The sequence below is a fragment of the Bradyrhizobium sp. USDA 372 genome (genome assembly GCF_053629095.1).
The window spans coordinates 342,429-364,853 of sequence record NZ_JBRJHR010000001.1; the positions used below are offsets into that span (position 1 = coordinate 342,429).

The window sequence follows — 22,425 nt, forward strand, 5'->3', positions numbered from 1 at the left end:
CGACGCAAAGAGTCCACTTGCCGACGGGCAAACAGCGGCATCTGTGAGCCGCAAGCGACGTGATCCGCTCGCAGGAACCATCAGATCGCGATGTCCGCAATCACGGGCAAATGGTCCGAATAGGCGCGCGCTTCCTCGTCGGTCCAGACTTTCCCGAACCGGCTGTCCCGCGTTGCATAGATGCGGTCGAGCCGAAGCAACGGCAGATGCGCCGGAAAGGTGCGCAGTCGCGTCCGGTTCGGGCAGACCTGCGCGAGCACGCGCCGCACCGATTTCACCCAGAACCAGTCGTTGAAATCGCCGAGCACGACGGTTCTTTCGGGCTTCACCAGGCTCACCAGGGCCTGAGCCTGCTCGTAACGCTCGTGGATGCTCAGGCCGAGATGCGTGGCAACCACGCGAAATTCGCCGAAAGGCGTCTGCAATCCCGTGGCAATCGCCCTGCGCGGCTCTCGCTCCCGATAGGACACGTCGACGATCTCGGGCACGCCGGAGAACGGAAAGCGGCTCATGAGCATCTGCCCGTAGTCACCGTCCTCCGTGACGATCGACTTGGCATGAACGCGATGATCGCCGACGACCCGCGCCAGCTTCGCAAACGGATCGTCCGACCGCGATCGGGAATCCACCTCCTGAAGCGCGACGACGTCCGGCGACCATTTGCGAATGATCGAGCAAACCCCCTCCAGATCGAACGTCGGATTGAGATTGAAGGTGCCGTGCACATTCCACGTCATGAAACGCACCGGCATCAACGTCTCCCGGCAAGCCAGGTCGCGACGAACTGTGCGCCCGCGCAGATCCCGAGCCATCCCAGGAACGCCAGTGCCAGCAGCGCGATGTTGCTCAAGGACGCATTCCTGGCCAGATCTGCGATCTGCGCTCCCAGAACGGCCATGGCGAGAATACCGGGCATCATGCCCAGCAGCGTTCCAACCATGAAATCACGAAGCGGCAGCGTGCTCGCGCCAGCCGCGACGTTCACCAGCGAGAATGGTGCGATCGGAATCATCCGGATGACGACGACGGCCAAAATTCCCTTGCCGACGACCCGTTCCTGGATGCGCGCGGCACGGCGTCCCAGCAAGCGCTGAAGACGTTCTCGGCCCAGGAACCGTCCGATCGCAAAAAGCATGAGCGCGCTGAGCAAGACGCCCGCCATGGCGGTGACGAAACCCAGCCATGGCCCAAGTGCAGCGGCAGTCGCAGCGATGAGCACGAGAACCGGAAAGATCACCAGCCCGCCGAGGACGAAGGCCGCGATCGCGAATGGCGGTCCCCAGCCGGACTGCGCATAGGCAGACAGGAACGACGAGAGATGGCCCGCATCGGCGTAATCGCTCAAGGACGTGTACGACCAGGCCAGCGCCAGTCCAAGAAGCGCCAGCGCGATCGAGGCGATCCCGATGATCGTCTTCGTGCTCCACATGCGAGATGCCGCGCGTTCCAGATGAAGCGGCAGCTCAGGGTCCGCCACCGGCTGAACCAAGGTGGCCAGCGTGCTGGTCAGGACCGAGGACTCCACTTTTCGCAGCGTCTTCGCCCCACCCGTTTTCGACACCTGGTCCAGCAGAGCGAACAGCCGATGCTCGCTCTGCGTAACGGCCTGTTCGTCGAGACCGCAGAAATGAGCGATGAGACGGCGGCGGACGGAGGCGATGAAATCCCGATGCTCCTCGGATTCAGCTTCAAAAATCAGGTCGCATTCGCTGTCGGCGCCCATGGAACGATTGTTCAAATTGGCCGAGCCGATCCGCAGGATCCTGTCATCGACGACCATGAGCTTGCTGTGCACCATCACGGCGGCTTCCTCGTTCCCGCTGCGGGAAACCGGATAGACGAAGCGGATGCGATCGGCGATGCCAGCCGCGCTGAAGCAGTCGATGAAGGCGCCACGGCCGTTCTGCATGGCCTGGGATTCCAGCCACGAGGAATGCAGTTTCGGGGCGACGACCAGAACCCGAAGCGACGGCACGCGACGCATCTGCTCCGCCAACTCGCTCGCCATCCTGGTCGCGCTGGTGAACTGATTTTCGATGTACACGAAGCTTGTTGCCGACCGGATCGCCGCAATGAAGGAGCGTTCGACCTCCCTGATGGTCGAGCCTGCCGGACAGACCACCTCGGTCCTGGCGATCCCGACCGGCAAATGCTCGGCCTCGACAGGCACGCTCGCCGGCCAGCGACCATTCCTCAGCGCGCGCCGTTCATCGACCTGTTGGCCTGCCGCACGCCAGCGTTGCTCCGCGAGCGCGAACAGCTGCTCAGCGGCCTCGCCGTCGACGAGGCACTGAACATCGTGAAACGGCGGATACGGCTTGCGCTGAGGGTCGCAGCGCATGGCGTTGTCGGCGCGGTGGTCACTTGTGTCCCAGCGCCTGATCGTCAGATCGAGCCCGCCGACGAACGCCAGTGATCCGTCGACACAGACGATCTTCTGGTGTTGCGCCGAACCGAACGGAAGCGTGGCGTCCAGATGAAACCGGACTCGGCCGTCGGTGTCGGCGATGAATTTCGCCGCGGAATTCCACTCCCTCTCGGAGGCGTAAAACGAGACGAAGTCCCAGACGAGAATATTGATGCGCAAGGCGGGCCGGCGCTGCACCAGGGCGCGCAGGAAGGGACCAAGCTCCTCAGGCAGGCCATCATCCGCACGTCCCGCGGCTCCGACCAGGCGCGTCCTGCTATGGATATCCCATCCGATGATGTAGACGAGATCCTGCGCCTCCAGCAGGGCCTCCCGCAGGGCTGCGAAATAGGCAGCGGCATCGTTCAGAACCGCCACGCGCCGCGCCCTGCACCGTCGCCAGACGGTGTCGCCGGGAGTCAGTGTCGATGCGCTCTGAAGCAGGTGGACCTCGCAATTCGCGTTTGCGTCTAAACGCGCTGGAGGCTCAAGGGGTTCCACGCCGTCAACGGCTGCGGTTCGATGCGAATGCCGGACGTCCGGCGCTCACTGGGCCCATCGCACAATTCGTCATTTGGTGCGGACAAACTTCGCACCGGCGCTCCTCAACACTTCCACAATTTTCTCAGGGGCGTCGCCGTGAAAATCGACGGAAACCTCGATCAGGCCTTCCAGCTTCTGCCGCCCCTCCGGCGCGGGCGCAGTCTTGACGTCGGGACCTGCCGGGCGTGTTCCCACCGTATTCGCATCGCCGACGGGCTGGACGAAGACGTCGCCTCGCGGCACGCCGCATTCCTGCACGACATGCTCAACCGCAAGCTCGGCGCCGCGGCGCGTGTCGAATTCTCCAATGATGGTGCTTTCCAAGGCTGCTCTCCATGTGGTCGCGCGTGCGAACAACAGGCGAGCTGGGGTCAGGTTCCTGAAGCTTGAGCGAGCGGCATCTCAAGGGCAGTGGCGTTCCTGACGCGTCGCGCGTCGTTTGGCTCGAGCAGGCAGCGCTTTTCGCGCGTCATTGAGACAGGTCAATACCAGCAAGCCGAAGCTCTGGAAAACTGACTTCAACAAGTCAACGGAGGCCGCCATGTCACAGCAGAGCAGCATGCATTTCTATCTCAACTGGGCCAAGGAGCGGATCGACGAGATGGATGCCGCGTTGGCCTCGTTCGAGGTCAAGGCCGGCGAAGCCAAGGCTGAGTCCAAGGTGAAGACCGATCAGCTCCTGTCCGATCTGACCAAGCGCCGCGACGAGTTTCAGGCGCTGCTCAAGGCCAAGGCGCAGGCAGGTGAGGCCGCGTGGGCGGATGCCAAGGCCGAGTTGGAACGGCAATGGGTTGGATTCGAAGCCCAGATGAAGACCTACTTCGAAGGCGCCGGCAAACAGCTCGAGCAGCAGCAGGCCACGTTCAGGGATCTTGCGGCTGCACAGGCCAAGGCCTGGGGCGAAACCGCAGAGAAATTCCGCGAGGCCGCAGGCAAGGTCACTGCTGCCCGCACCGTCGACATCGACGCCGCGCTCAAGCAGATGAAGTCCGACGCTTCCGAAGCCGAAGCGCGCCTGCAGAAGCTGAAGCAGGCGGGCAGCGAGTCCTGGTCGGTGATGAGCGCCGCCCTCGCCGAATCCCGCAAGGCATTCGATCAAGCGAACAAGGCGGCGTGGGACGCGCTGAAGGGCGGTGATGCGAAGAGCTGAAGGTGGGCTTCAGTTGATGCCCCGGGCTTTCCAGCGCAGGCTAGTGCAACACCCGTCCGGCTTCGGCGCGCCGGACCCTTTCTCGCAGCTCCTCGAGCTCTTCGATCGAGTCCAACAATCTCACCAGCTCGCGGGCAATATGTGTCAAACCGGACTTGGATTGCTTTAAGATACGAACTCGCTGTGCCATCGGTGCACGCCTCCATGCTTGGGCAAGTCCAATTGGCAAGGAGCGTGCCACCCCATGAAGGGAACTTAGGGCGATTTATGGCGGAAGGGGTGGGATTCGAACCCACGGTACCCTTGCGGGCACGCCGGTTTTCAAGACCGGTGCCTTAAACCACTCGGCCACCCTTCCTGAGCCTGGAATGGCTGTCGCTTAACCCAGTCGCCCGCCCAAGGCAACGCGAAGTTGGCCTGCCCTCGCCTCCGGCCTGTTGTCAGGCAAGCGTCAGCCTGTTCGCTTAGGCTGTACCTTCGGCAAATCCGCGGACACCGGCGACATCTCCCAGGGCGTCGCTGGTTGCGAGGCCCGGCCGGATTGGTCTCCATACCCGGGCCTCGTTTTGCGCTTCGCCAAAAGCAAACGGCGCCCCGTAGGGAGCGCCGCTCGAAGACGGTTCTCTTGCGCGGGCGTCAGTAGCCGCACGATGCGCAGTTCATCTGCACCGGGGCGTAATAGGAATAGCCGGGCGAGACCATCTCGACGCGCTGGCGGGTGGCGTATTGCGGCGGGATGCGCTCGTACTGGACGCCCGGCGGCGCCACCATCACGGTCTGCGGCACCATCACGGTGCGATACTGCGCCGGCGTGCGATGCGCGACGACGGAGCCAGGCGAGACCATCACGGTCTCGTCGACGGTGCGGTATTGCGGCGGCACGTATTGCTGCTGATAGCAGGTCGTGCACGGCGGCGGCGTGTAGCAATTGTAGCAGCCGGCGGAGGCTGCGCCCGTCATGGAAATCGCGGCGACGGCCGTGGAGAAGACAACGGCGAGAGTACGAGACATTGCGGTGGTGCCCCAGTTGCCCGAAATGGATTTGCGAAGGTGGCCGCGAGTATACGCCGCAAAATCCAGGGCTGCTGAAGTTCATCAGGGCATCCTTAATGCGAATGGCACGCTTTCGCCGGACGTTCAGAACTCATTGACCATCGCGCGAAGGACAGATGACGCGGCGCCTTCAGAACGCGCAAAGGCGATCTCGGATCGGCATCGCGGCGCGCGCGCCGACCGCATCGGGCCGAATGACGGGCCGCCCGTCCGCGTGGCTCTGGGATCACACCCGCCGAAAATCCGTCAATCCTCGCGGTTGATGACCGCAACTTGTGCATCTATCTCGCCCAGGTTGCGGCTCACCCTGCTGACCCGCGTGGCCGGATCTGACATGATCCGCCGCAAAGAATCGTCGGCCGGCACCTTAGGGTTGCTGAGCTGTCGGCAGGGGTTGGCGAATGCATCTTTGGTCAGTGTCGCGGCGCGACCGGTGCGCCTTGGGCGGCAAGCTCTCATCTGGTAACAAGTCTGCCCTGCTTGCGGTCTTCGCGGCCGCATCCATCGCAATCGTCGCCGCGCATCCCGGCAGCGCCCTCGCCGCCTGCGCCGTGACGGCTGGTCCCAACACGGTCACCTGCAACAGCACGGTCACGACGAACACGGTCAATACGAACGCGGCAAGCGCCTCATCGACCGACCGGACCCAGGCGTTCAGCACGGGTTCGGTGAGCGCCACAATCAATGCCGGCCAGACGGTCAGTGGCTATGGGCTCGCCATCGCCGCGAGCGGGGGCGACGTCAACGTCGTCAACAACGGCACCCTGACCACCAATCAGCCGGCGAGTGCGCTAGCCGTCAGCACCAGCGCCGGCAGCATCACCTATTCCGGCAACGGCAGCGCCAACAACCTGGCTGGCAATTCGCCCGGTCTCACCTTCCTCGCCTCCGGCAGCATCACCATCGGGACTAGCGGGACGCCCGTGACACCGAATTTCCAGGGGTCGACCGCCATTGTCGCGTCCGCGTCGAACGCGATCAACCTGGCCCTGAACGGCGGGTCGCTGACGACGCTGTGGCCGGGCGGCGGCGGCGCGCTGCTCAGCGGCGGTGACGTGTCCGTGGCATGGACTGGCAACGGCGCCATCATCAACGCGAGCGGCGCCACCGCCAACAGAGGCCTCGACATCTTCGGGACCGGAGCCCTGACCGTCAGTTCGAATGCCACGATCGGCGGCGCCAGCGCCGCCACGTCGTTCCAGACCGGCATCCTGGCGTCCGCCTTCGGTGCCACGGGCAATGGGGACGTCAACGTCAACCAGACCGGCGGCACAATCTTCGCGACCAACCGGGGCATCATCGCAAGCATCGGCCCGACGGGATCAGGGACTGTCGCGGTCAACACGGCATCCACCAGCGCGATCACGCTCACCGACCCGGCAGCCTACGGCATCCAGGCCGACACGAGCGGCACCGGAGCCGTGACCGTGCAGCAGGCGGGTGCGATCACTGGAGGCGATATCGGCATCAACGCAGTGATCTCCAACGCCGCAAATTCCCGCGATATCACCATCACCAGCAGCGGCACTATCGATGTCGCATCGACGGGCATCAACGCAGCCACGGCCGGAAGCGGCAACATCAACATTACCACGTCCGGCAACATCCAAGGACCCTTCGGCGGCGGTATCATCGCCAATGCCGTCGATGGCCGCATCACCGTCAACGTGAATGCCGGCACCGTCCTCGGCAGCGCCGGGGGCTTCACCACCCCGGGCATCGGCGCGACTGCATCCGGCAGCGGCGGCGCGACCATCAACATCGCCGCGGGCGCGACCGTCGCCGCATCCCAGTTCATCGGCATCACGGTCAACGGCACGAACAACATCATCAACAATTTCGGCACCATCAGCGGGGACGGAGGTGTCCGTGCCTTCGGCGCCACGACCATCGTCAATGCCGGCACGATCGCGGCGTTTTTCGAGGCGGTGCGGTTCGACAACGCCGGAAGCACGCTGGAGATGCAGGGCCCCGGCGCCACGCTCACCGGCCTGGTCGTCGGTAGCGGCGCCGATACGATCCGCTTCTCCGGCACGGGGGCGAACATGTTCAATGCAAGCCAGATCGACACCGGCTGGGGGCTGATCGATAAGACGGGCTCCTCGAACTGGGCGCTCACGGGAACGTCGACGACGACCGCATTCGTGACGATCAATGGCGGCACCTTGTCGGTGAACGGCGACATGACCTCGACCGGCGGCTTCACGGTGAATGCCGGCGGCACGCTCGGCGGCACCGGCATGGTGTCGTCGACCATCATCAACGCCGGCGGCTCGCTCGCGCCAGGCAACTCGATCGGCACGATGACGGTGAGTGGCAATCTCACCTTCACCGGTGGCAGCAATTACGTCGTCGAGGTCTCGCCGGCCACGGCGGACCGCACCAATGTGACCGGTAACGCGACCCTCGCCGGCACGCTGCGCGCCATCGGCACCGGCGGGGCCTATACGGCGGGCACGCATTACACCGTGCTCAACGCCGCGGGCACACTCGGCGGGACCTTCGGAGCGCTGACCGTTTCGGGCAATTTCGGCGCCACGCGGCCGCATATCGAGTACGACGCGAATAACGTCTATCTCGTGCTCGACCAGGCGCTCGTCTCGCCGTTCCTGGTCAACGGCACCCGCAACCAGATCGCGACCGCAGGCGCGGTCGATTCCGCCTTTCTCGGCGGCAGCAGCGCATTCTCGGCGCTGATCGGATTGACTTCGCCGCAGCTCAACGCCGCGCTGGATCAATTGTCGGGCGAGGTGCACGCCTCCACGGTCGGGACTCTGGCGAACGACAGCCTGGCAATGCGCGGCGCGATCCTCGGCCGCTTGCGGCAGGCCTCGTATGGCGGTGACATGGACTCCATGGGCGCGTTCTCGCTTGGCGGCCCCCAGACCGCGTTCGCCGCCTACGCCATGGAGACCGCCCTCGCCTACGGCAAATCGCCTGTGGCGACCAAAGCGCCGATGGCGCCGCCGCGGCCGATCTCCGACACCGTGTTCTGGGCTCAGGGCCTGGGCGCCTGGGGCACGTTCAGCGGCGACGGCAATGCAACCGGCGTGCGGCGTGATCTCGCCGGCTTCATCACTGGCTTCGATACGCGCGTCGGCGGCGCCGGCCGTCTCGGCCTGGCCGCAGGCTATACCGGCACCAAGAACTTGCTCGACGGTCGCGGCTCTTCGAACGTCGATACCGCCCACATCGCCGGCTATGGCGGCTGGCGCTTCGGCAACATCAATCTGCGGGCGGGTGGCGCCTATGCATTGCACAAGATCGATACCGATCGGATGGTGAACATCGTCGGCTTGGCCGATCGCCTGACCTCGCGGACTGACGGCAGCACCGGGCAGATCTTCGGCGAGCTCGGTTACGGCGTCGCATTCGGCAAGGTGGCGTTTGAGCCCTTCGCTGGGGCCGCGTGGGTGCGCGTGCATACCGATGCGACCGCCGAGCTCGGCGGTCCGGCGGCACTGAACGTTGCGGCGCAGACCTTCGAAACCGGCTATGCGACGCTCGGCGCGCGCGCCGCCACTTTCGTGCCACTGGCGCTCGACATGACGCTGATCCCGAGGGCGACCGTCGCCTGGCAGCATGCCTTCAACAACGTGACCCCGGCCGCCGTGATGGCGTTCCAGGTCGCGCCGGCATCGTTCACGATCGCCGGCGCGCCGATCGCGCGCGACTCGCTGCTCACCGAAGCGGGCTTCGATCTTTCGTTCGGCCGACACATCACGGTCGGCCTCTCCTATGTGGGCCAGATCGGCAACACCGTCACCGATCACGCTGCCAAGGGCAAATTCTCCTGGGCGTTCTAGCCTACTTCGCGCGCCGCTGGTGCTGAGCGCGGCCTGGCCTGCAGCGCCGTCGCGACGGCCCTCGACAATCGAGCTTCAACGCCTCGCTGCTCTTTCCAGGAACTCCAGCAGCGAGGGATCGGTCTCCTCGAGCTCGACGAAGCGGCGGCGCAGCTCATCGGCGATTTCGGCGGTGGCATCCCGCGACCATCCCTCCGCGGTATTGAAGGCCACGATACGTGTGGGATGGAGATACTGCCCCTCGGCGAGATGCCTGAGCAGGGTCGCGCGATTGGCGTCCTCCTCGGCCGTCTCACACCAAGCCCGGCCCAGCCGGCGGCCGAAGTCATCGAGCACGAGATAGACGTCCCGGTCTGTCGTGATTTGCGGCACGAGTGAGGGAGAATGACTCATGGCTAACTCCGCTACTGGAAATCCGGACTTGTGCGGACGGATCTCGATACGGCGACCGCCTCGGCCGAATTCGGAAAAAGGGATTTCGACGATTTTTCACAATGGCACAATTAAATAACAAATAAAAATAAAATTAATAGAAATTAAATAGCGAAATGTGGACAAATGCACTAAGTTGACGGTGCCTGGCGGGCGAGCCCGCACGTCGGGTGCCCACTGCGCAAACGGCTCCCGCTCCCCACCCAACCAGCCCACGCCCCCCGGGGAGGCGGGAGCCGTTCTTTCCGAATCTCCGCTTCGGCTTCGCGTTTCCTGCAACGGCGCATGCGCGTGCTCGCGCGGAGCCGCGCGTCGTTCCGAAGATCTTCGATCCAGCCTTTTGGTGCCGATCAGGCGCTTACTTGCCGCGCCGCTTCACCTCGCGCACCGCGCCGCGCGCGGCGCTGGTAGTGAGCGCGGCGTAAGCCTGCAGCGCGGTGGAGACGTTGCGCTTGCGGTTGGCCGGCTGCCAAGCGGCATCGCCCTTCGCCTCCTCCGCAGCGCGGCGCTTGGCGAGCTCCTCGTCGGAGACCTCGAGGCTGATGCTGCGGTTCGGGATGTCGATGGCGATGCGGTCGCCGTCGCGCACGAGGCCGATGTTGCCGCCTTCGGCGGCTTCCGGCGACAGATGGCCGATGGACAGGCCGGACGAGCCGCCGGAGAAGCGACCGTCGGTGACGAGCGCGCAAGCCTTGCCGAGGCCCATCGATTTCAGATAGCTGGTCGGATACAGCATCTCCTGCATGCCGGGGCCGCCGCGCGGGCCTTCATAGCGCACCACGACGACCTCGCCGGCGACGACCTTGCCGCCCAGAATGCCTTCGACCGCCGCGTCCTGGCTTTCGAACACGCGCGCGGGGCCGGAGAATTTCAGGATCGAGGCATCGACACCGGCGGTCTTCACGATGCAGCCGTCCTGCGCGAGGTTGCCGTAGAGCACGGCGAGACCGCCGTCCTTGCTGAAGGCGTGTTCGAGGTCGCGCACGACGCCCTTCTCGCGATCGGCATCGAGCTCGTCGTAGCGTCGCTCTTGGCTGAAGGCGACTTGCGTCGGGATGCCGCCGGGCGAGGCGCGATAGAAGGTGCGCACCGTCTCGCTCTTGGTGCGCTTGATGTCCCAGCGCTCCAGCGCCTCGTTCATGGTCGGCGCGTGCACGGTCGTAACAGAGGTGTCGATCAGCCCGGCGCGATCGAGCTCGCCGAGAATGCCCATGATGCCGCCGGCGCGGTGCACGTCCTCGACATGCACGTCGGCGACGGACGGGGCGACCTTGCAGAGCACGGGCACGCGGCGCGACAGCCGGTCGATGTCGCGCATGGTGAACTCGACCTGCCCTTCATGGGCGGCGGCGAGCAGATGCAGCACGGTGTTGGTCGAGCCACCCATGGCGATGTCGAGCGTCATCGCATTCTCGAACGCCCTAGAGTTGGCGATGTTGCGCGGGAGCACGGATGCATCGTCCTGCTCGTAATAGCGGCGGACCAGATCGACGATGGTGTGGCCGGCCTCGACGAACAGGCGCTTGCGGTCGGCATGGGTTGCGACCACCGAGCCATTGCCGGGCAGCGCGAGGCCGAGCGCCTCGGTCAGGCAGTTCATGGAATTGGCGGTGAACATGCCCGAGCAGGAGCCGCAGGTCGGGCATGCCGAGCGCTCGATCACCTTGACGTCGTCGTCGCTGACCTTGCTATCGGCCGCCGCCACCATGGCGTCGATGAGGTCGACGGCCTTGGTCTTGCCGGCCAGCTTGACCTTGCCGGCCTCCATCGGCCCGCCCGAGACGAACACGGCGGGGATGTTGAGCCTGAGCGCTGCCATCAGCATGCCCGGCGTGATCTTGTCGCAATTGGAAATGCAGACGAGGCCGTCGGCGCAGTGCGCGTTGGCCATGTACTCGACGCTGTCGGCGATCAGTTCGCGCGACGGCAGGCTGTAGAGCATGCCGTCATGGCCCATCGCGATGCCGTCATCGACGGCGATGGTGTTGAACTCCTTGGCTACGCCGCCGGCCTGCTCGATCTCGCGGGCGACCAGCTGGCCGAGATCCTTGAGGTGGACGTGGCCGGGCACGAATTGGGTGAAGGAATTGACCACCGCGATGATCGGCTTGCCGAAATCGGCGTCCTTCATGCCGGTCGCGCGCCAGAGGCCGCGGGCACCCGCCATGTTGCGGCCGTGGGTGGTGGTGCGGGAGCGATAGGCTGGCATGGCGGTTTCCGTCCTCGGGTTTGCGGGCCGGGCGGGAAAATGTGGAGCCGCCTCAGGCCTTTCCGGCCGGATAGCGCACGGACCCGGCGGGCGCAACGGGAACTTGGGCTGGACAGGGCTCCTCTGCTCCCGGCGCGGGCTTTTTGTCGCCCGTCTTGCTCTCCGTCATTCCGGGGCGATGCGCAGCATCGAACCCGGAATCCATCGGGCGGCAGCACCCGCGGGACGATGGATTCCGGGTTCGCGCCTTTCGGCGCGCCCCGGAATGACGGTGGGGGCGTCGGCGCCTTACTGCAGCGTCGGATCCAGCCGGTCGCGCAGCCAGTCGCCGATGACGGAGACGGCCAGTGTGGTCACGACGATGGTGGTCGCCGGCGCCAGCATGATCCAGGGCGCGCGGGTCAGATATTCGCGGCCGTAGCCGACCATGTTGCCGAGGCTGGTCATCGGCGGCTGCACGCCGAGGCCGAGGAAGGACAGGCCGGATTCCATCAGGATCACCTCGGGGAAGACCAGGGTCGTCGAGACGATCAGGGTCGAGGCGATGTTGGGCAGGATGTGCCGGAGGTAGATCCGCGACGGCGTCGCGCCTAACTGGCGGACGGCGGCGGCGTAGCCTTGCGCATTGGCCGAGATGGCAAGGCCGCGTGCGATGCGGGCATAGCGTTCCCAGCCGAACAGACCCATCAGGCCGATCAAGAGCGGCAGCGAATTGCCGAAGAAGGCGAGCACGGCCAGCGCCATGATCAGGAAGGGCATGCTGGCCTGGAAGTCGGACAGCATCAGCACGAGCTGCTCGACGGCCCCGCGGAAATGCGCGGCGAGGAAGCCGAGCGTGGTGCCTGCTACGGCCGAGATCGCGGTGGCGCCGAAGGCGATCAGCAGCGAGATGCGGATGGAAACGAGCAGCCGCGACAGCACGTCCCGGCCGAGCTCGTCGGTGCCGAGCCAGTGCGCGGCGTTGCCGGGCGCAGCGAGCCGGTTGCGCAGGTCGAGCTGGGTGAAGCCGTAAGGCGCGATCTTCTCCGCGAAGGCCGCGATCAGGAGCATCGCGACGATCCAGCTGACCGCCAGCGCAACCGAGACCGGAATGGCCGGCAGGCTGATGCGGCGGCGGACAGACGTATCCTTCAGCGTCGCGTCGGTCATGCATGGGCTCCCTTGCTGCGCAGGCGCGGATCGAGGAAGCCGTAGAGGAAATCGACGATCAGGTTGGACGTCACCATGGTCATCGCAACCAGCAGCAGGATGCACTGCACGACGGCGAGGTCGCGATTGGCAACCGCAACGACGAGCAGGCGCCCTACTCCCGGCCAGGCGAACACGCTCTCGACCACGACGGCACCGGCGATCAGCGTGCCCACCATGAAGCCGAGGATGGTCACGGTCGGGATCGCCGCGTTCGGCAGCGCATGCGACGTCACCACCTTGCGCCACGGCACGCCTTTTGCGGAGGCGGTGCGGATATAGGGCTGGCCCAGCACCTCCAGCATGGCGCTGCGGGTGAAGCGCGCCAGCACCGCCGCGCCGCCGAGGCTGAGCGTTGCGATCGGCAGGATGGCGTGGCGCCAGCTGTCCTGTCCGCCCGAAGGCAGCCAGCCGAGCTGCACGGCGAAGACGAGCACCAGCAGCAGCGCGAGCACGAAGCTTGGGACGGTGAAGCCGGCGACCGCCGTCATCATCACGGCGCGGTCGATCCCCGAGCCCCGATGCAGCGCCGCGTAGATCCCGGCGGGAATGCCGAGTGCGACCTTGAAAAAGAACGCCGGCAGCGTCAGCGCCAGCGTGGCCGGGATGCGTTCGAGCACGAGCTCGATCGCGGGCCGGCCATCGCGCATGGAGCGGCCGAGCTCGCCCTTGGCAATGGCGCCGAAATAGTCGAAATATTGGGCCCAGATCGGATCATCGAGGCCCCAGGCCTTGCGAAACGCCGCGAGCACCTCAGGCGGCGCCTCCGGTCCCAAAATCATCAGCGCGGGATCGCCCGACAGCCGCAACACGACGAAGGCGAAGGTGACGACGAGCACGATCGTGAGCGCGGCGCGTCCAATGCGGATGGCGAAATAACGTCCCATCACGCGGCGTCCCGTGTCGCAGCGCCGGTGACGAGATGGCAGGCGACCTGCCGGTCGCCGCCGACGGCGGACAGCGCCGGCACCTCGCTCGCACAGCGCGCGATGGCGCGCGGGCAGCGCGGATGGAAGGCGCAGCCTGTGGGGCGCGCGGCCGGGTTCGGCGGATCGCCTGCCAGAACGATGCGGCCCGCGCTGCGGCGGCCCGGTGCGGGCGAAGCCGAGACCAGCGCCTGGGTGTAGGGATGCTCGGGCCGCGCGAACAGATCGTCGGCGCTGCCGATCTCGACGATGCGGCCGAGATACATCACGGCGACGACATTGCTGATCTGCCGGACGACGCGCAGATCGTGGCTGATGAACAGCAGCGTCAGCGCCAGCTGCGCCTGGAGATCGCAGAGCAGGTTCACCACCTGCGCCTGGATCGAGACGTCGAGCGCGCTGACCGGCTCGTCGCAAACCAGGAAATCCGGCTTCGTGGCGAGCGCCCGGGCCAGCACGATGCGCTGCCGCTGGCCGCCGGAGAGCGCGCCGGGATAACGCGCGCCATGTGCCGGCGTGAGCTCGACGGCGCGCAGCAGCTCGCGGACGCGCTCCTCGCGCATCGCGGGCGTGCCGAGGCCGTGAATGTCGAGCGGCTCGCGGATCTGCGTTGCGACCGGCAGCCGCCGGTCGAGCGCGCCGAGCGGATCCTGGAAGATCATCTGCACCCGCGCGCGCTGCGCGCGCCACGCCGTCGTCCCAGGCGCGGCCATCGGCTTGCCGTCGAACCGCACCTCGCCGCTGTCGGGCGGCTCGAGGCCGAGCACGATGCGGCCCGTGGTGGATTTTCCTGAACCGGATTCGCCGACGAGACCCAGCGTCTGGCCTCTGGCAATCCTCAGCGACACGCCGTCGACGGCATGCACGGCCGCAGCTCGCCCGAACATTCCGGACCGCATCGCATAGGTGCGCGAGATCGCGGAGACCTCGACGAGCGGCGGGCTCATTCGGCGGCAATCCCGAGCAGCGCGCGGCGGGAGGCCTCGGCGCGGATGCAGGCGACGCTGCGATCATCGGCGATCGGCGCCAGGCTCGGCGCCGCAAGGCCGCATGATTCCGCGACCAGCGCGCAACGCGGCGCGAAGGCGCAGCCGCCGGGCATGTGCGCGGGATCAGGCACGGTACCGGGGATGGCGGTGAGGCGCCGCCGCGGACCATCGAGCGGCGGCAGCGCGCCGATCAACCCTTGCGCATAGGGATGCACGGGATCGGCGAACAGCTGGTTGCTCGGGGCCTGCTCGACGATGCGGCCGGCATACATCACCGCGACGCGGTCGCAATTCTCCGCGACGACGCCGAGGTCGTGGCTGATCAGCACCATCGCCATGCCGAGCTCGCGCCGGACCGTGGCGAGCAGCTCCAGGATCTGGGCCTGAATGGTGGCATCGAGCGCGGTGGTCGGCTCGTCCGCGATCAGGAGATCGGGATTGCCGGCCAGCGCCATCGCAATCATGATGCGCTGGACCTGGCCGCCCGAGAATTCGTGCGGATAGGCCTCCAGCCGCCGGCCGGCGTCGGGAATGCCGACGAGATCGAGCAGCCGCCGCGCTTCCGCCTTCACGGCATTGCCGGAGAGATTGCGATGAAGCGCCAGCGCTTCGCAGAGCTGCTTGCGGATGGTCAGCACCGGGTTGAGCGCGCTCGCCGGATCCTGGAAGATCATGGCGATGCGCCCGCCCCTGACCTGGTCGAGCTCGGCGGCCGGAGCGCCGAGAATCTGGCGCCCGTCGAGCCGCACCGAGCCCGAGACTTGCGCATGCCTCGGCAACAGGCCGAGTGCGGCCAGCCACGTCACCGACTTGCCGGAGCCGGACTCGCCGACGAGGCCGATGGCCTCGCCCTTTTGCAAGGTAATATCGACGCCGCGCAGGACCGGCACGCCATTGAAGGCGACGCGCAAGTCCTCGATGCTGACCAGCGGGGGCACCTTCAGACCTCGAAATTGCCGGCGCGGAAATCCATCGCGAAGGCGGGCGCCGCCTTCCACTTGATCGATTTCGGCTTGGCCGTGAAGGTCGCGTTCTGGTGCAGCACCGTGTAGGCGGGATCTTCGCGCTCGGCGATCTCCAGCATGCGGCGGAACGCCTTCTTGCGCGCCGCGCGGTCGGTTGACGTCTCCAGGAATTCGGAGAGCGTGTTCAGCTCGACATTGGTCCATTCGCCGATCTGCTGCTGCTGGCCGTTCGGCCCGTGCTGAGCGACCAGCGAGGACACCGGATCGTTGAACGCGGCCGAGTTCGACCAGTCGCGCACGGCGCGCGTCGGCGCCCGCTCCATGATCTGCGACCAGTTCTCCTTGGTCTCGATCTGCACATTGAGGCCGACCGACTTCCACATCTCGACCAGGATCTGCGCGGTCGCGACCTGGTTGGTGTAGTAATTGTTGAGCAGGCGGTACGGGATCGGGTCGCCCTTGTAATTGGCCTGCTTGAGCAGATCCTGCGCCAGCTTGGGATCATAGGCCGGCACGCTCCAGTCGGCGTTGAACATGTCGCCGTAGAATTCCCATTGCAGGCCCTTCGGCACGCGGGTGCGGCCGGCCCACAGGCTGTCGACAATCGCCTGGCGGTCGATCGCATGGGTGAAGGCGCGCCTGACGAGTGGATTGGCGAGGACGGCGTGGTTCTTGTCGAACACGGTGAGGCGGTGATTCTGAATCGTGCCGCCCTGCACTTCGAAGGAGGAATTCTTCTCGATGCCGGCGATCTGGTCCGGCGGGATGTCGCAGGCGAACTGATATTCGCCCGACAAGAGGCCGTTGATGCGGCTGGCGACTTCGGGCACTTCGAGGAAGCGGATGCGCTTGAGCGGCGGACGGCCGCCCCAATACTCATCATGGGCTTCGAGCGTCAGCGAGACGTCGGGCTTGAGCTCCACGACCTTGTAGGGGCCGGTCGTCACCGGCTTGCGGGCCCAGTCGAGATAGCTCGCCGCCTCTTCCCAGGCACGGCGGTTCATAATGTCCGAGCCGTAGCGCGACAGCCGGCCCTCGATGGTGACGTCGGGCGTCGCGTTGTAGAAGCACACCGTGTACTTGTCGACGGCATCGACGCGCACCAGGTCCGGCCAGATGCGGCGGGCGACCGCGGGGACGTCCGGCGGCAGCTCCTTGCCCGGGCGCGGCGTCGGGATCTTCTCGAACGCCTTGATGGTGGAGCGGTTCTTGGCCTCGGTCTCGCCGAACATGCGCTCGCGGCTGAAGGTGAACACGACGTCTTCCGCCGTCAGCTCGTCACCGTTGTGGAACTTGACGCCCTGGCGCAGCTTCACCTCGACCGTCTGGTCGTCGATGCGGCGCCATTCGGTGGCAAGGCCCGGCACGGCTTCAAGCTTGCCGCGCCAGTTCTTCGAGATCAGGCCTTCCCAGATCGAGGAGAAGAACACGCGCTCGCCGACATTGGACTGCTCGCGCAGCACGTCGAGCACGTTCGCATTGGTGACCTTCTGCACCGCGATCGTCACTGATGGACGGTTGTCGGCTTGCGCGATCGCAAAGCGCGGCAGCAGCAACGTGCCTGCGGCGGCGCCGCCGGATTTCAGGATGGTGCGACGGGTGAGCTTGCTCATGAGGATGACCCCTGCCCTTTGGTGATGTCTGTTATTCGGCGAGACCGAGCGCGCCGAGATGCGCCGCGCCCTTGCGGACGTCGTCGTGATTGCGGAGTTCGAGGATCAGCCGTGGATTTGAAGTCAGCCGGCCAAGTGCGCGGAACACGGCGACCCAGGGAATGTTGCCTTCGCCCGGCGCCCAGTGCCTGTCGGCAAAGCCGTCGGTGTCCTGCAGGTGCACATGCGTCAGCATGTCGCCGGCGGTCTCGACGTAATAATCGACCGGCGGCGCGCCGGTGGAGATGTGGGCATAGTTGGCGTGTCCGGTGTCGAGCGAGACCCGGACCTTGCTGCTCTCCAATGCCTTGGCGAGCCGCACGCGGTCGCGCGGGTCCTTGTCCTCGATGTTCTCGATGACGATCTCGCAGCCGATCGTCTCGGCACGCGCGATCACCTCGGCCAGCGTCGCCTTGACGCGCTCGACGATATTGGCGCGGTTGTCCGGATAGAGATCGAGATTGTTGTGGTCCCAGGTCGTGAACGGCGAGTGGATCACCATCTGCGTGGCGCCGAGGAACTCGGCGGCCTCCAGCCCCTGGAGCAGACGCTTGGTCACGGCCTGGCGGATCATCGGATCGTGGCTGTCGATCTTGAAGCCCCAGAACGGGCCGTGGATGCCGAGCCGGCCGGTGTGACCGGAAAGCATCTGCTTGATCTCGCCGGCGGTTGCGCGCCAGTCGCTATCGAGCAGATCGGCGCGGAAGAAGTCCTGGATTTCCAGATCGCGCTGCTTTTCGAGAAGCCAGTCGCGATGCGCAGGGATCGATTTGATGGATAATGCGGCGCCCAGCACCGGCTTCGACATGGCATGCTCCTTCGTCGTCAGCGATGACGGAGAGCAGCGCTAGACCAGTTCAATGACAGGCCGGTGAAATCCGTCTTCGGCAGCGCGGACGAGATGTGGACATCTCCTGCCCGCGCGCGTTGGCGAGTGAGACAGCGGCGATCGCTGCGAGAGATGCCGAACGGGCACATGGCAAGCGCTATCGTGTCCGTAGTGATCCGGAATGGAATCCTAGCCGACCTTCGCGTACATCGCGGGACATCGATCGGCGGCCACTTCCACGGGCATCACCCTCTGATCGCGCTACATGGGGTTGGGGGACCACATGGGGCGGGGGATTGAAGGCTGGGGCAAGGTGACGAGGTCCGGACTCCTAGGCACTCCGGACCTCGAAACTTTTTTGATTGAACGCAGCAACGCGCCGTCCGGTGGGGCATCCGGGCGGCGCGTTGTCGTTTCAGCGCCTCTTTTGTTTCGGCGCTTAGCGCGTCTGCGGCTCGATCGTCACCGTGCAGTCGCCCTGCCCTTGCGTCGCGACCACGATATTCCCCGCGGCAGCGCCGAGCGCAATCGGCGCGGACGAGCCGCCGCCGGGCATCTGAACCGTCACGCTCAGGGAATCCGTGCGCGCGGTCGAGCCAACGGTCGAAGGTTCCGCCTGGGCCACATTGCCCGAGGCATCACGCCGCATGATCTGGCAGTTCACATTGCTTCCGCCGGCTGCCGCCATGCTCGACGACGCGCTGCCGCTCATCTGCGCGCGGGCGCGCGACGGATCGCGCGGCACCTGGCTGACGATGCGATGGGTGCGCGGCTCCACGATGACGACGTCGTCCTCCGTGGCAAAGTACTCGTAGTCCCGATATTGCGGCTCGATCGAGACGATCTCGGGTGGAAGCCGATGGAGACGTACGCGCGAGGGAATGGTCTCGCCGACCCGGATCGAGATGTTCAGATTGCGCTCCGGCTGCGCGAGGCGCGCGCGGCTCACGGTTTCGGAGATCCGCACCTGCCTCTCGGTCGTCATCTGGGCCTGCTGATTGACCTGCGTGTTGGTCTGCGTGGTCTGGTTGGCCTGATTGGTTTGCGTGCCCGTGGAGCCGGGCGCGGTCTGTGCATTGTTGGTCGGAGCCGTGCGGCTGGTATCCGTCGCGGTGGCCGGCCGGTTGTTCTGTTGCGCCGGCGGCTGCTGCTCGGCGGCATTGCGCGGCGGCTGGGTCTGGTTGCGCTCGTTCTGGTTGGCTGTCGCTCCCGCCCGCTCGTTCTGCTGGCCAGCTGCGCCCGCCGGCCCCGTCTTGGATTTCTCGGACTCTGCGGTTGATTTCTGCGGCGCAGACTTGTCCTGCCTGGTATCGGCGCTGCTCTTGCTGTCGCGTCCCGGCTTGGTGCTCTCCGCCTCCCGGTTGCGATCACGCGAAGGTTCGCGAGATTCTTGTGCCTGATCCTTCCCCTTCGGCTGATTGCGCTCGGCAGAACTGGCCGGCTGGCGCTTGTCGTCGTTCGCCTCCTGCTTGGCAGCGCCGCCCTTCTCTTCGCGGCCCGCGCCCTGCAGTCGTTCTTGAGCGCCCTGCGCGCGCTCCTGAACACGTTCCTGGGCTCCGCCGCGCTGCGGACCGGCGCCCTTCGCCGGTTCCTCGGTCCGTCTTGGTTCGTCCCTGCGCTCGCCGGGCGCCTGGGCGTAGGCAACTCCGGAAGCAAGCATCAGTCCGATAGCAGCAGTCGATAACATCAAGTGCCGGCGCATGATCCCTCTCCTCGAAAATCACAACAACAGACGCGAACGTTCTGTGGGTGCGAAGGTTCCTGAGCAGGAACGACGACGGATCAGGCCTACATCGCGTCCTTCAGTGTGAGGCGAGCCGTGAATGTCACCGTGGTCTTGCCGACCAGCGCCATGCCTTCGACTTCCGCACCCCCGGGAAAATAGACGCCGGAAAAGCCGCAGGTGACCTCCCGGCCGCCGAATGCGAGCGTCCTGCCGACTGCCTCGGTGTGCTGGTTGACGATCATGTCGCCCCGCCACTTGCCGTTACGGAAGGTGTAGCTGCCGGTGTAGTAGAAGTAGCTGTCGCCGCCCATGATGCGGCCGTCGCAGAGCATGACCACGCCCCTGGCCTGCCCACGCTTGCCGTCCCGCATCTCGATGTCGAAGATGTAGAGGCCGTTGACGACCCGGGCCTCCTCACCCGCTTCCGCCTCATCGCCAGCCGTCATCCGATCATCCCACCCGATCCGCTGCTCCGATCAGTTCGGTACGTTCCGCTCGAGATCCTCGAGCCATGCCGCCGCGCTCGAATCCGAGGGCGCGCGCCAGTCGCCGCGTGGCGACAGCGAGCCGCCGGCCGAGACCTTCGGTCCGTTCGGCATGGCCGAGCGCTTGAACTGGCTGAAGGCGAAGAAACGGCGCAGGAACACGTCCAGCCAGCGGCGGATCTCCGGCAGATCATAGGCCTTGCGCCGGTCGCTGGGGAATGCCGGCGGCCATTCCCCCTTGGCAACGTCCTTCCACGCCTGGAGCGCCATGAAGGCGATCTTGGACGGCCGCATGCCCAAGCGCAGCGTATAGAACAGGTTGAAATCCTGCAGCTCGTAAGGTCCGACGGACGCTTCCGTGCTCTGCGGCTTCTGGCCGGCCTCGACCGGCACGAGCTCGGGCGAGATTTCGGCCGCCAGGATCGATCCGAGGGTCCGGTTGACGTCGTCGCTGAATTGTTTCGAGGAGATCACCCAGCGGATCAGATGCTGGATCAGCGTCTTCGGCACGCCGGCGTTGACGTTGTAGTGCGCCATCTGGTCGCCGACACCATAGGTGCACCAGCCGAGCGCAAGCTCGGAGAGATCGCCGGTCCCGATCACGATGCCGCCGTGATGGTTGGCGAGCCGGAACAGATAGTCCGTGCGCAGGCCCGCCTGCACGTTCTCGAAGGTGACGTCGTAGACCTTCTCGCCCTTGCCGAAGGGATGGCCGATATCCTTTAGCATCTGCGTCGCCGTGGTGCGGATGTCGAGCTCCTGCCAGCTCGTCTGCAGCGCCTTCATCAGCGCGAGCGCGTTGGTCTTGCTCTCGCTGCCGGTCGCAAAGCCCGGCATGGTGTAGGCCAGGATGTTGTCGCGCGGCAGACCGAGCAGGTCGACCGCCTTGGCGGCGACGATCAGGGCATGGGTGGAATCGAGGCCGCCCGACACGCCGATCACGACGCGCTTGGTGCCGGTGGCGCGCATGCGCTGCACCAGCCCGGCGACCTGGATGTTGTAGGCCTCGTAGCAGTCCTGCTCGAGCAGGCTCTCATCGCTCGGCACGAACGGAAAGCGCTCGACCTTGCGCAGGAAGCCGATATCGGCCGCCGGCGGCTTCAGGGCAAATGTCACCTTGCGGAAAAATGCCTCGCGCTGCCGCCTGTTGTCGTCGAACGTTCCCATCAGCGCGCGTTCCTGCCTGAGCAGGTCGAGATCGACGTCGGCCAGCGTGATCTGGCCGCCCTGGCGGAACCGCTCGCCCTCAGCCAGCAGCACGCCGTTCTCGTAGATCGAGGTCTGGCCGTCCCAGGCGAGATCGGTGGTGGATTCCCCGGCCCCGGCTGCGGAATAGACGTAAGCTGCGAGGCAGCGCGCCGAGGTCGATTGGCACAGCAGCGCGCGCGAGCGCGCCCGGCCGATCGTGATCGGACTGCCCGAGAGGTTGATCAGCACGCTCGCGCCCGCAAGCGCGAGCTCCGAGGCCGGCGTCACCGGGATCCACATGTCCTCGCAGATCTCGACGCCGATGGTGAGGCCTGGAACGTCCTCGGCCGCGAACAGGAGATCCACGCCGAACGGCGCATGCATGCCGCCAAAGGCGATGGTCTCGCCGGCGATGCCGGCACCGGAGGCGAAATGCCGTCCCTCGTAGAACTCGCGATAGGTCGGCAAGTAAGATTTCGGCACGACGCCGAGGACGTTGCCGCGATGAATGACGACGGCGCAGTTGTAGATGCGATTGCCAAAGCGCAGCGGCGCCCCGACGATCAGGACCGTCATCAGCCCAGCGGAGGCCTCAACGATACCTGCGAGCCCGCGCTCGACCGCATCGAGCAGCGGATCCTGCTTCACCAAGTCCTCGATGGCATAACCGCAAAGGCACAGCTCGGGAAACACGGCAACCGCGACCGACTGCTCATGGCAGGCATTGGCCGCCGCCAGGACGGCTTTCGCGTTGGCCGTGGGATCGGCGACGTGGGAGGTGGTCACGCAGGCCGCCACGCGCGCAAATCCATGGGCGTAAATCGAGTGGAAAGTCATCGAGCGCAGCACCCTTAAGTCTCTTGCCGGCGGCCGCCGC

18 protein-coding genes and 1 tRNA gene are annotated in these 22,425 nt (G+C 65.9%); 3 read left to right on the forward strand and 16 right to left on the reverse strand.

From position 1 onward, the window contains the following. Nucleotides 1-80: 80 nt before the first annotated feature. From AB7M16_RS01665 to AB7M16_RS01675, 3 genes are all read right to left on the reverse strand, one after another. Complete coding sequence (locus tag AB7M16_RS01665; RefSeq protein ID WP_260379164.1) at nucleotides 81-752, reverse strand: endonuclease/exonuclease/phosphatase family protein; 672 nt, start codon at nucleotides 750-752, stop codon at nucleotides 81-83. Continuing rightward, the gene (locus AB7M16_RS01670) at nucleotides 752-2,908 is read right to left on the reverse strand and encodes a VTT domain-containing protein (RefSeq protein WP_453942963.1); all 2,157 of its coding nucleotides are present in this window, start codon (nucleotides 2,906-2,908) and stop codon (nucleotides 752-754) included. Before AB7M16_RS01670 ends, AB7M16_RS01665 begins: the two co-directional genes overlap by 1 nt. Nucleotides 2,909-2,977: 69 nt before the next feature. Next, a complete protein-coding gene (locus tag AB7M16_RS01675) occupies nucleotides 2,978-3,274 on the reverse strand; it encodes a hypothetical protein (RefSeq protein ID WP_172788929.1) in 297 nt (98 codons plus the stop codon). Between the two features lie 217 nt (nucleotides 3,275-3,491). On the opposite strand from AB7M16_RS01675, the gene AB7M16_RS01680 reads away from it, so the two are divergent. Then, complete coding sequence (locus AB7M16_RS01680) at nucleotides 3,492-4,100, forward strand: hypothetical protein (protein WP_453942964.1); 609 nt, start codon at nucleotides 3,492-3,494, stop codon at nucleotides 4,098-4,100. Nucleotides 4,101-4,368: 268 nt separating this feature from the next. On the opposite strand, the gene AB7M16_RS01685 is transcribed toward AB7M16_RS01680, so the two are convergent. Continuing rightward, nucleotides 4,369-4,458: transfer RNA gene (locus AB7M16_RS01685), tRNA-Ser, on the reverse strand. 278 nt (nucleotides 4,459-4,736) lie between these two features. Next, nucleotides 4,737-5,060, reverse strand: a complete 324-nt coding sequence (locus tag AB7M16_RS01690; protein ID WP_172788970.1) for a hypothetical protein — start codon at nucleotides 5,058-5,060, stop codon at nucleotides 4,737-4,739. On the opposite strand from AB7M16_RS01690, the gene AB7M16_RS01695 reads away from it, so the two are divergent. Further along, nucleotides 5,059-5,619: a hypothetical protein gene (locus AB7M16_RS01695; protein WP_175421765.1), complete on the forward strand. Its 561-nt coding sequence runs from the start codon at nucleotides 5,059-5,061 to the stop codon at nucleotides 5,617-5,619. The two genes, AB7M16_RS01690 and AB7M16_RS01695, sit on opposite strands and share 2 nt — an antisense overlap. Beyond that, nucleotides 5,555-8,959: an autotransporter outer membrane beta-barrel domain-containing protein gene (locus tag AB7M16_RS01700; protein ID WP_453942965.1), complete on the forward strand. Its 3,405-nt coding sequence runs from the start codon at nucleotides 5,555-5,557 to the stop codon at nucleotides 8,957-8,959. The genes AB7M16_RS01695 and AB7M16_RS01700 overlap by 65 nt, the downstream gene beginning before the upstream one ends. Nucleotides 8,960-9,034: 75 nt before the next feature. On the opposite strand, the gene AB7M16_RS01705 is transcribed toward AB7M16_RS01700, so the two are convergent. From AB7M16_RS01705 to AB7M16_RS01755, 11 genes are all read right to left on the reverse strand, one after another. Further along, on the reverse strand, nucleotides 9,035-9,352 hold the full coding sequence (locus AB7M16_RS01705) for a hypothetical protein (RefSeq protein WP_172788926.1): 318 nt from the start codon (nucleotides 9,350-9,352) through the stop codon (nucleotides 9,035-9,037). Nucleotides 9,353-9,749: 397 nt separating this feature from the next. Then, a complete protein-coding gene (gene ilvD, locus AB7M16_RS01710; RefSeq protein WP_439400566.1) occupies nucleotides 9,750-11,600 on the reverse strand; it encodes a dihydroxy-acid dehydratase in 1,851 nt (616 codons plus the stop codon). A 288-nt stretch (nucleotides 11,601-11,888) separates the two neighbouring features. After that, nucleotides 11,889-12,749 (reverse strand): ABC transporter permease, encoded by an 861-nt coding sequence (locus AB7M16_RS01715; protein ID WP_172788924.1) that lies wholly within the window; start codon nucleotides 12,747-12,749, stop codon nucleotides 11,889-11,891. Next, nucleotides 12,746-13,675 (reverse strand): ABC transporter permease, encoded by a 930-nt coding sequence (locus tag AB7M16_RS01720; protein WP_453942966.1) that lies wholly within the window; start codon nucleotides 13,673-13,675, stop codon nucleotides 12,746-12,748. The genes AB7M16_RS01715 and AB7M16_RS01720 overlap by 4 nt, the downstream gene beginning before the upstream one ends. Next, nucleotides 13,675-14,661 carry an ABC transporter ATP-binding protein gene (locus AB7M16_RS01725; protein ID WP_453942967.1) on the reverse strand — a complete coding sequence of 329 codons (987 nt, stop codon included), beginning with the start codon at nucleotides 14,659-14,661 and terminating at the stop codon, nucleotides 13,675-13,677. Before AB7M16_RS01725 ends, AB7M16_RS01720 begins: the two co-directional genes overlap by 1 nt. After that, nucleotides 14,658-15,641, reverse strand: a complete 984-nt coding sequence (locus AB7M16_RS01730) for an ABC transporter ATP-binding protein (protein WP_453942968.1) — start codon at nucleotides 15,639-15,641, stop codon at nucleotides 14,658-14,660. The genes AB7M16_RS01725 and AB7M16_RS01730 overlap by 4 nt, the downstream gene beginning before the upstream one ends. A 2-nt stretch (nucleotides 15,642-15,643) precedes the next feature. Next, the gene (locus tag AB7M16_RS01735) at nucleotides 15,644-17,281 is read right to left on the reverse strand and encodes an ABC transporter substrate-binding protein (protein ID WP_453942969.1); all 1,638 of its coding nucleotides are present in this window, start codon (nucleotides 17,279-17,281) and stop codon (nucleotides 15,644-15,646) included. Nucleotides 17,282-17,312: 31 nt separating this feature from the next. Next, a complete protein-coding gene (locus tag AB7M16_RS01740) occupies nucleotides 17,313-18,128 on the reverse strand; it encodes a sugar phosphate isomerase/epimerase family protein (RefSeq protein ID WP_453942970.1) in 816 nt (271 codons plus the stop codon). Between the two features lie 460 nt (nucleotides 18,129-18,588). After that, nucleotides 18,589-19,851: a DUF1236 domain-containing protein gene (locus tag AB7M16_RS01745; RefSeq protein WP_453942971.1), complete on the reverse strand. Its 1,263-nt coding sequence runs from the start codon at nucleotides 19,849-19,851 to the stop codon at nucleotides 18,589-18,591. Nucleotides 19,852-19,937: 86 nt separating this feature from the next. Continuing rightward, on the reverse strand, nucleotides 19,938-20,321 hold the full coding sequence (locus AB7M16_RS01750; RefSeq protein ID WP_453942972.1) for a GrlR family regulatory protein: 384 nt from the start codon (nucleotides 20,319-20,321) through the stop codon (nucleotides 19,938-19,940). Between the two features lie 30 nt (nucleotides 20,322-20,351). After that, entirely contained in the window at nucleotides 20,352-22,385 is a 2,034-nt protein-coding gene (locus AB7M16_RS01755) for an NAD(+) synthase (protein ID WP_453942973.1), read from the reverse strand. Nucleotides 22,386-22,425 lie beyond the last annotated feature (40 nt).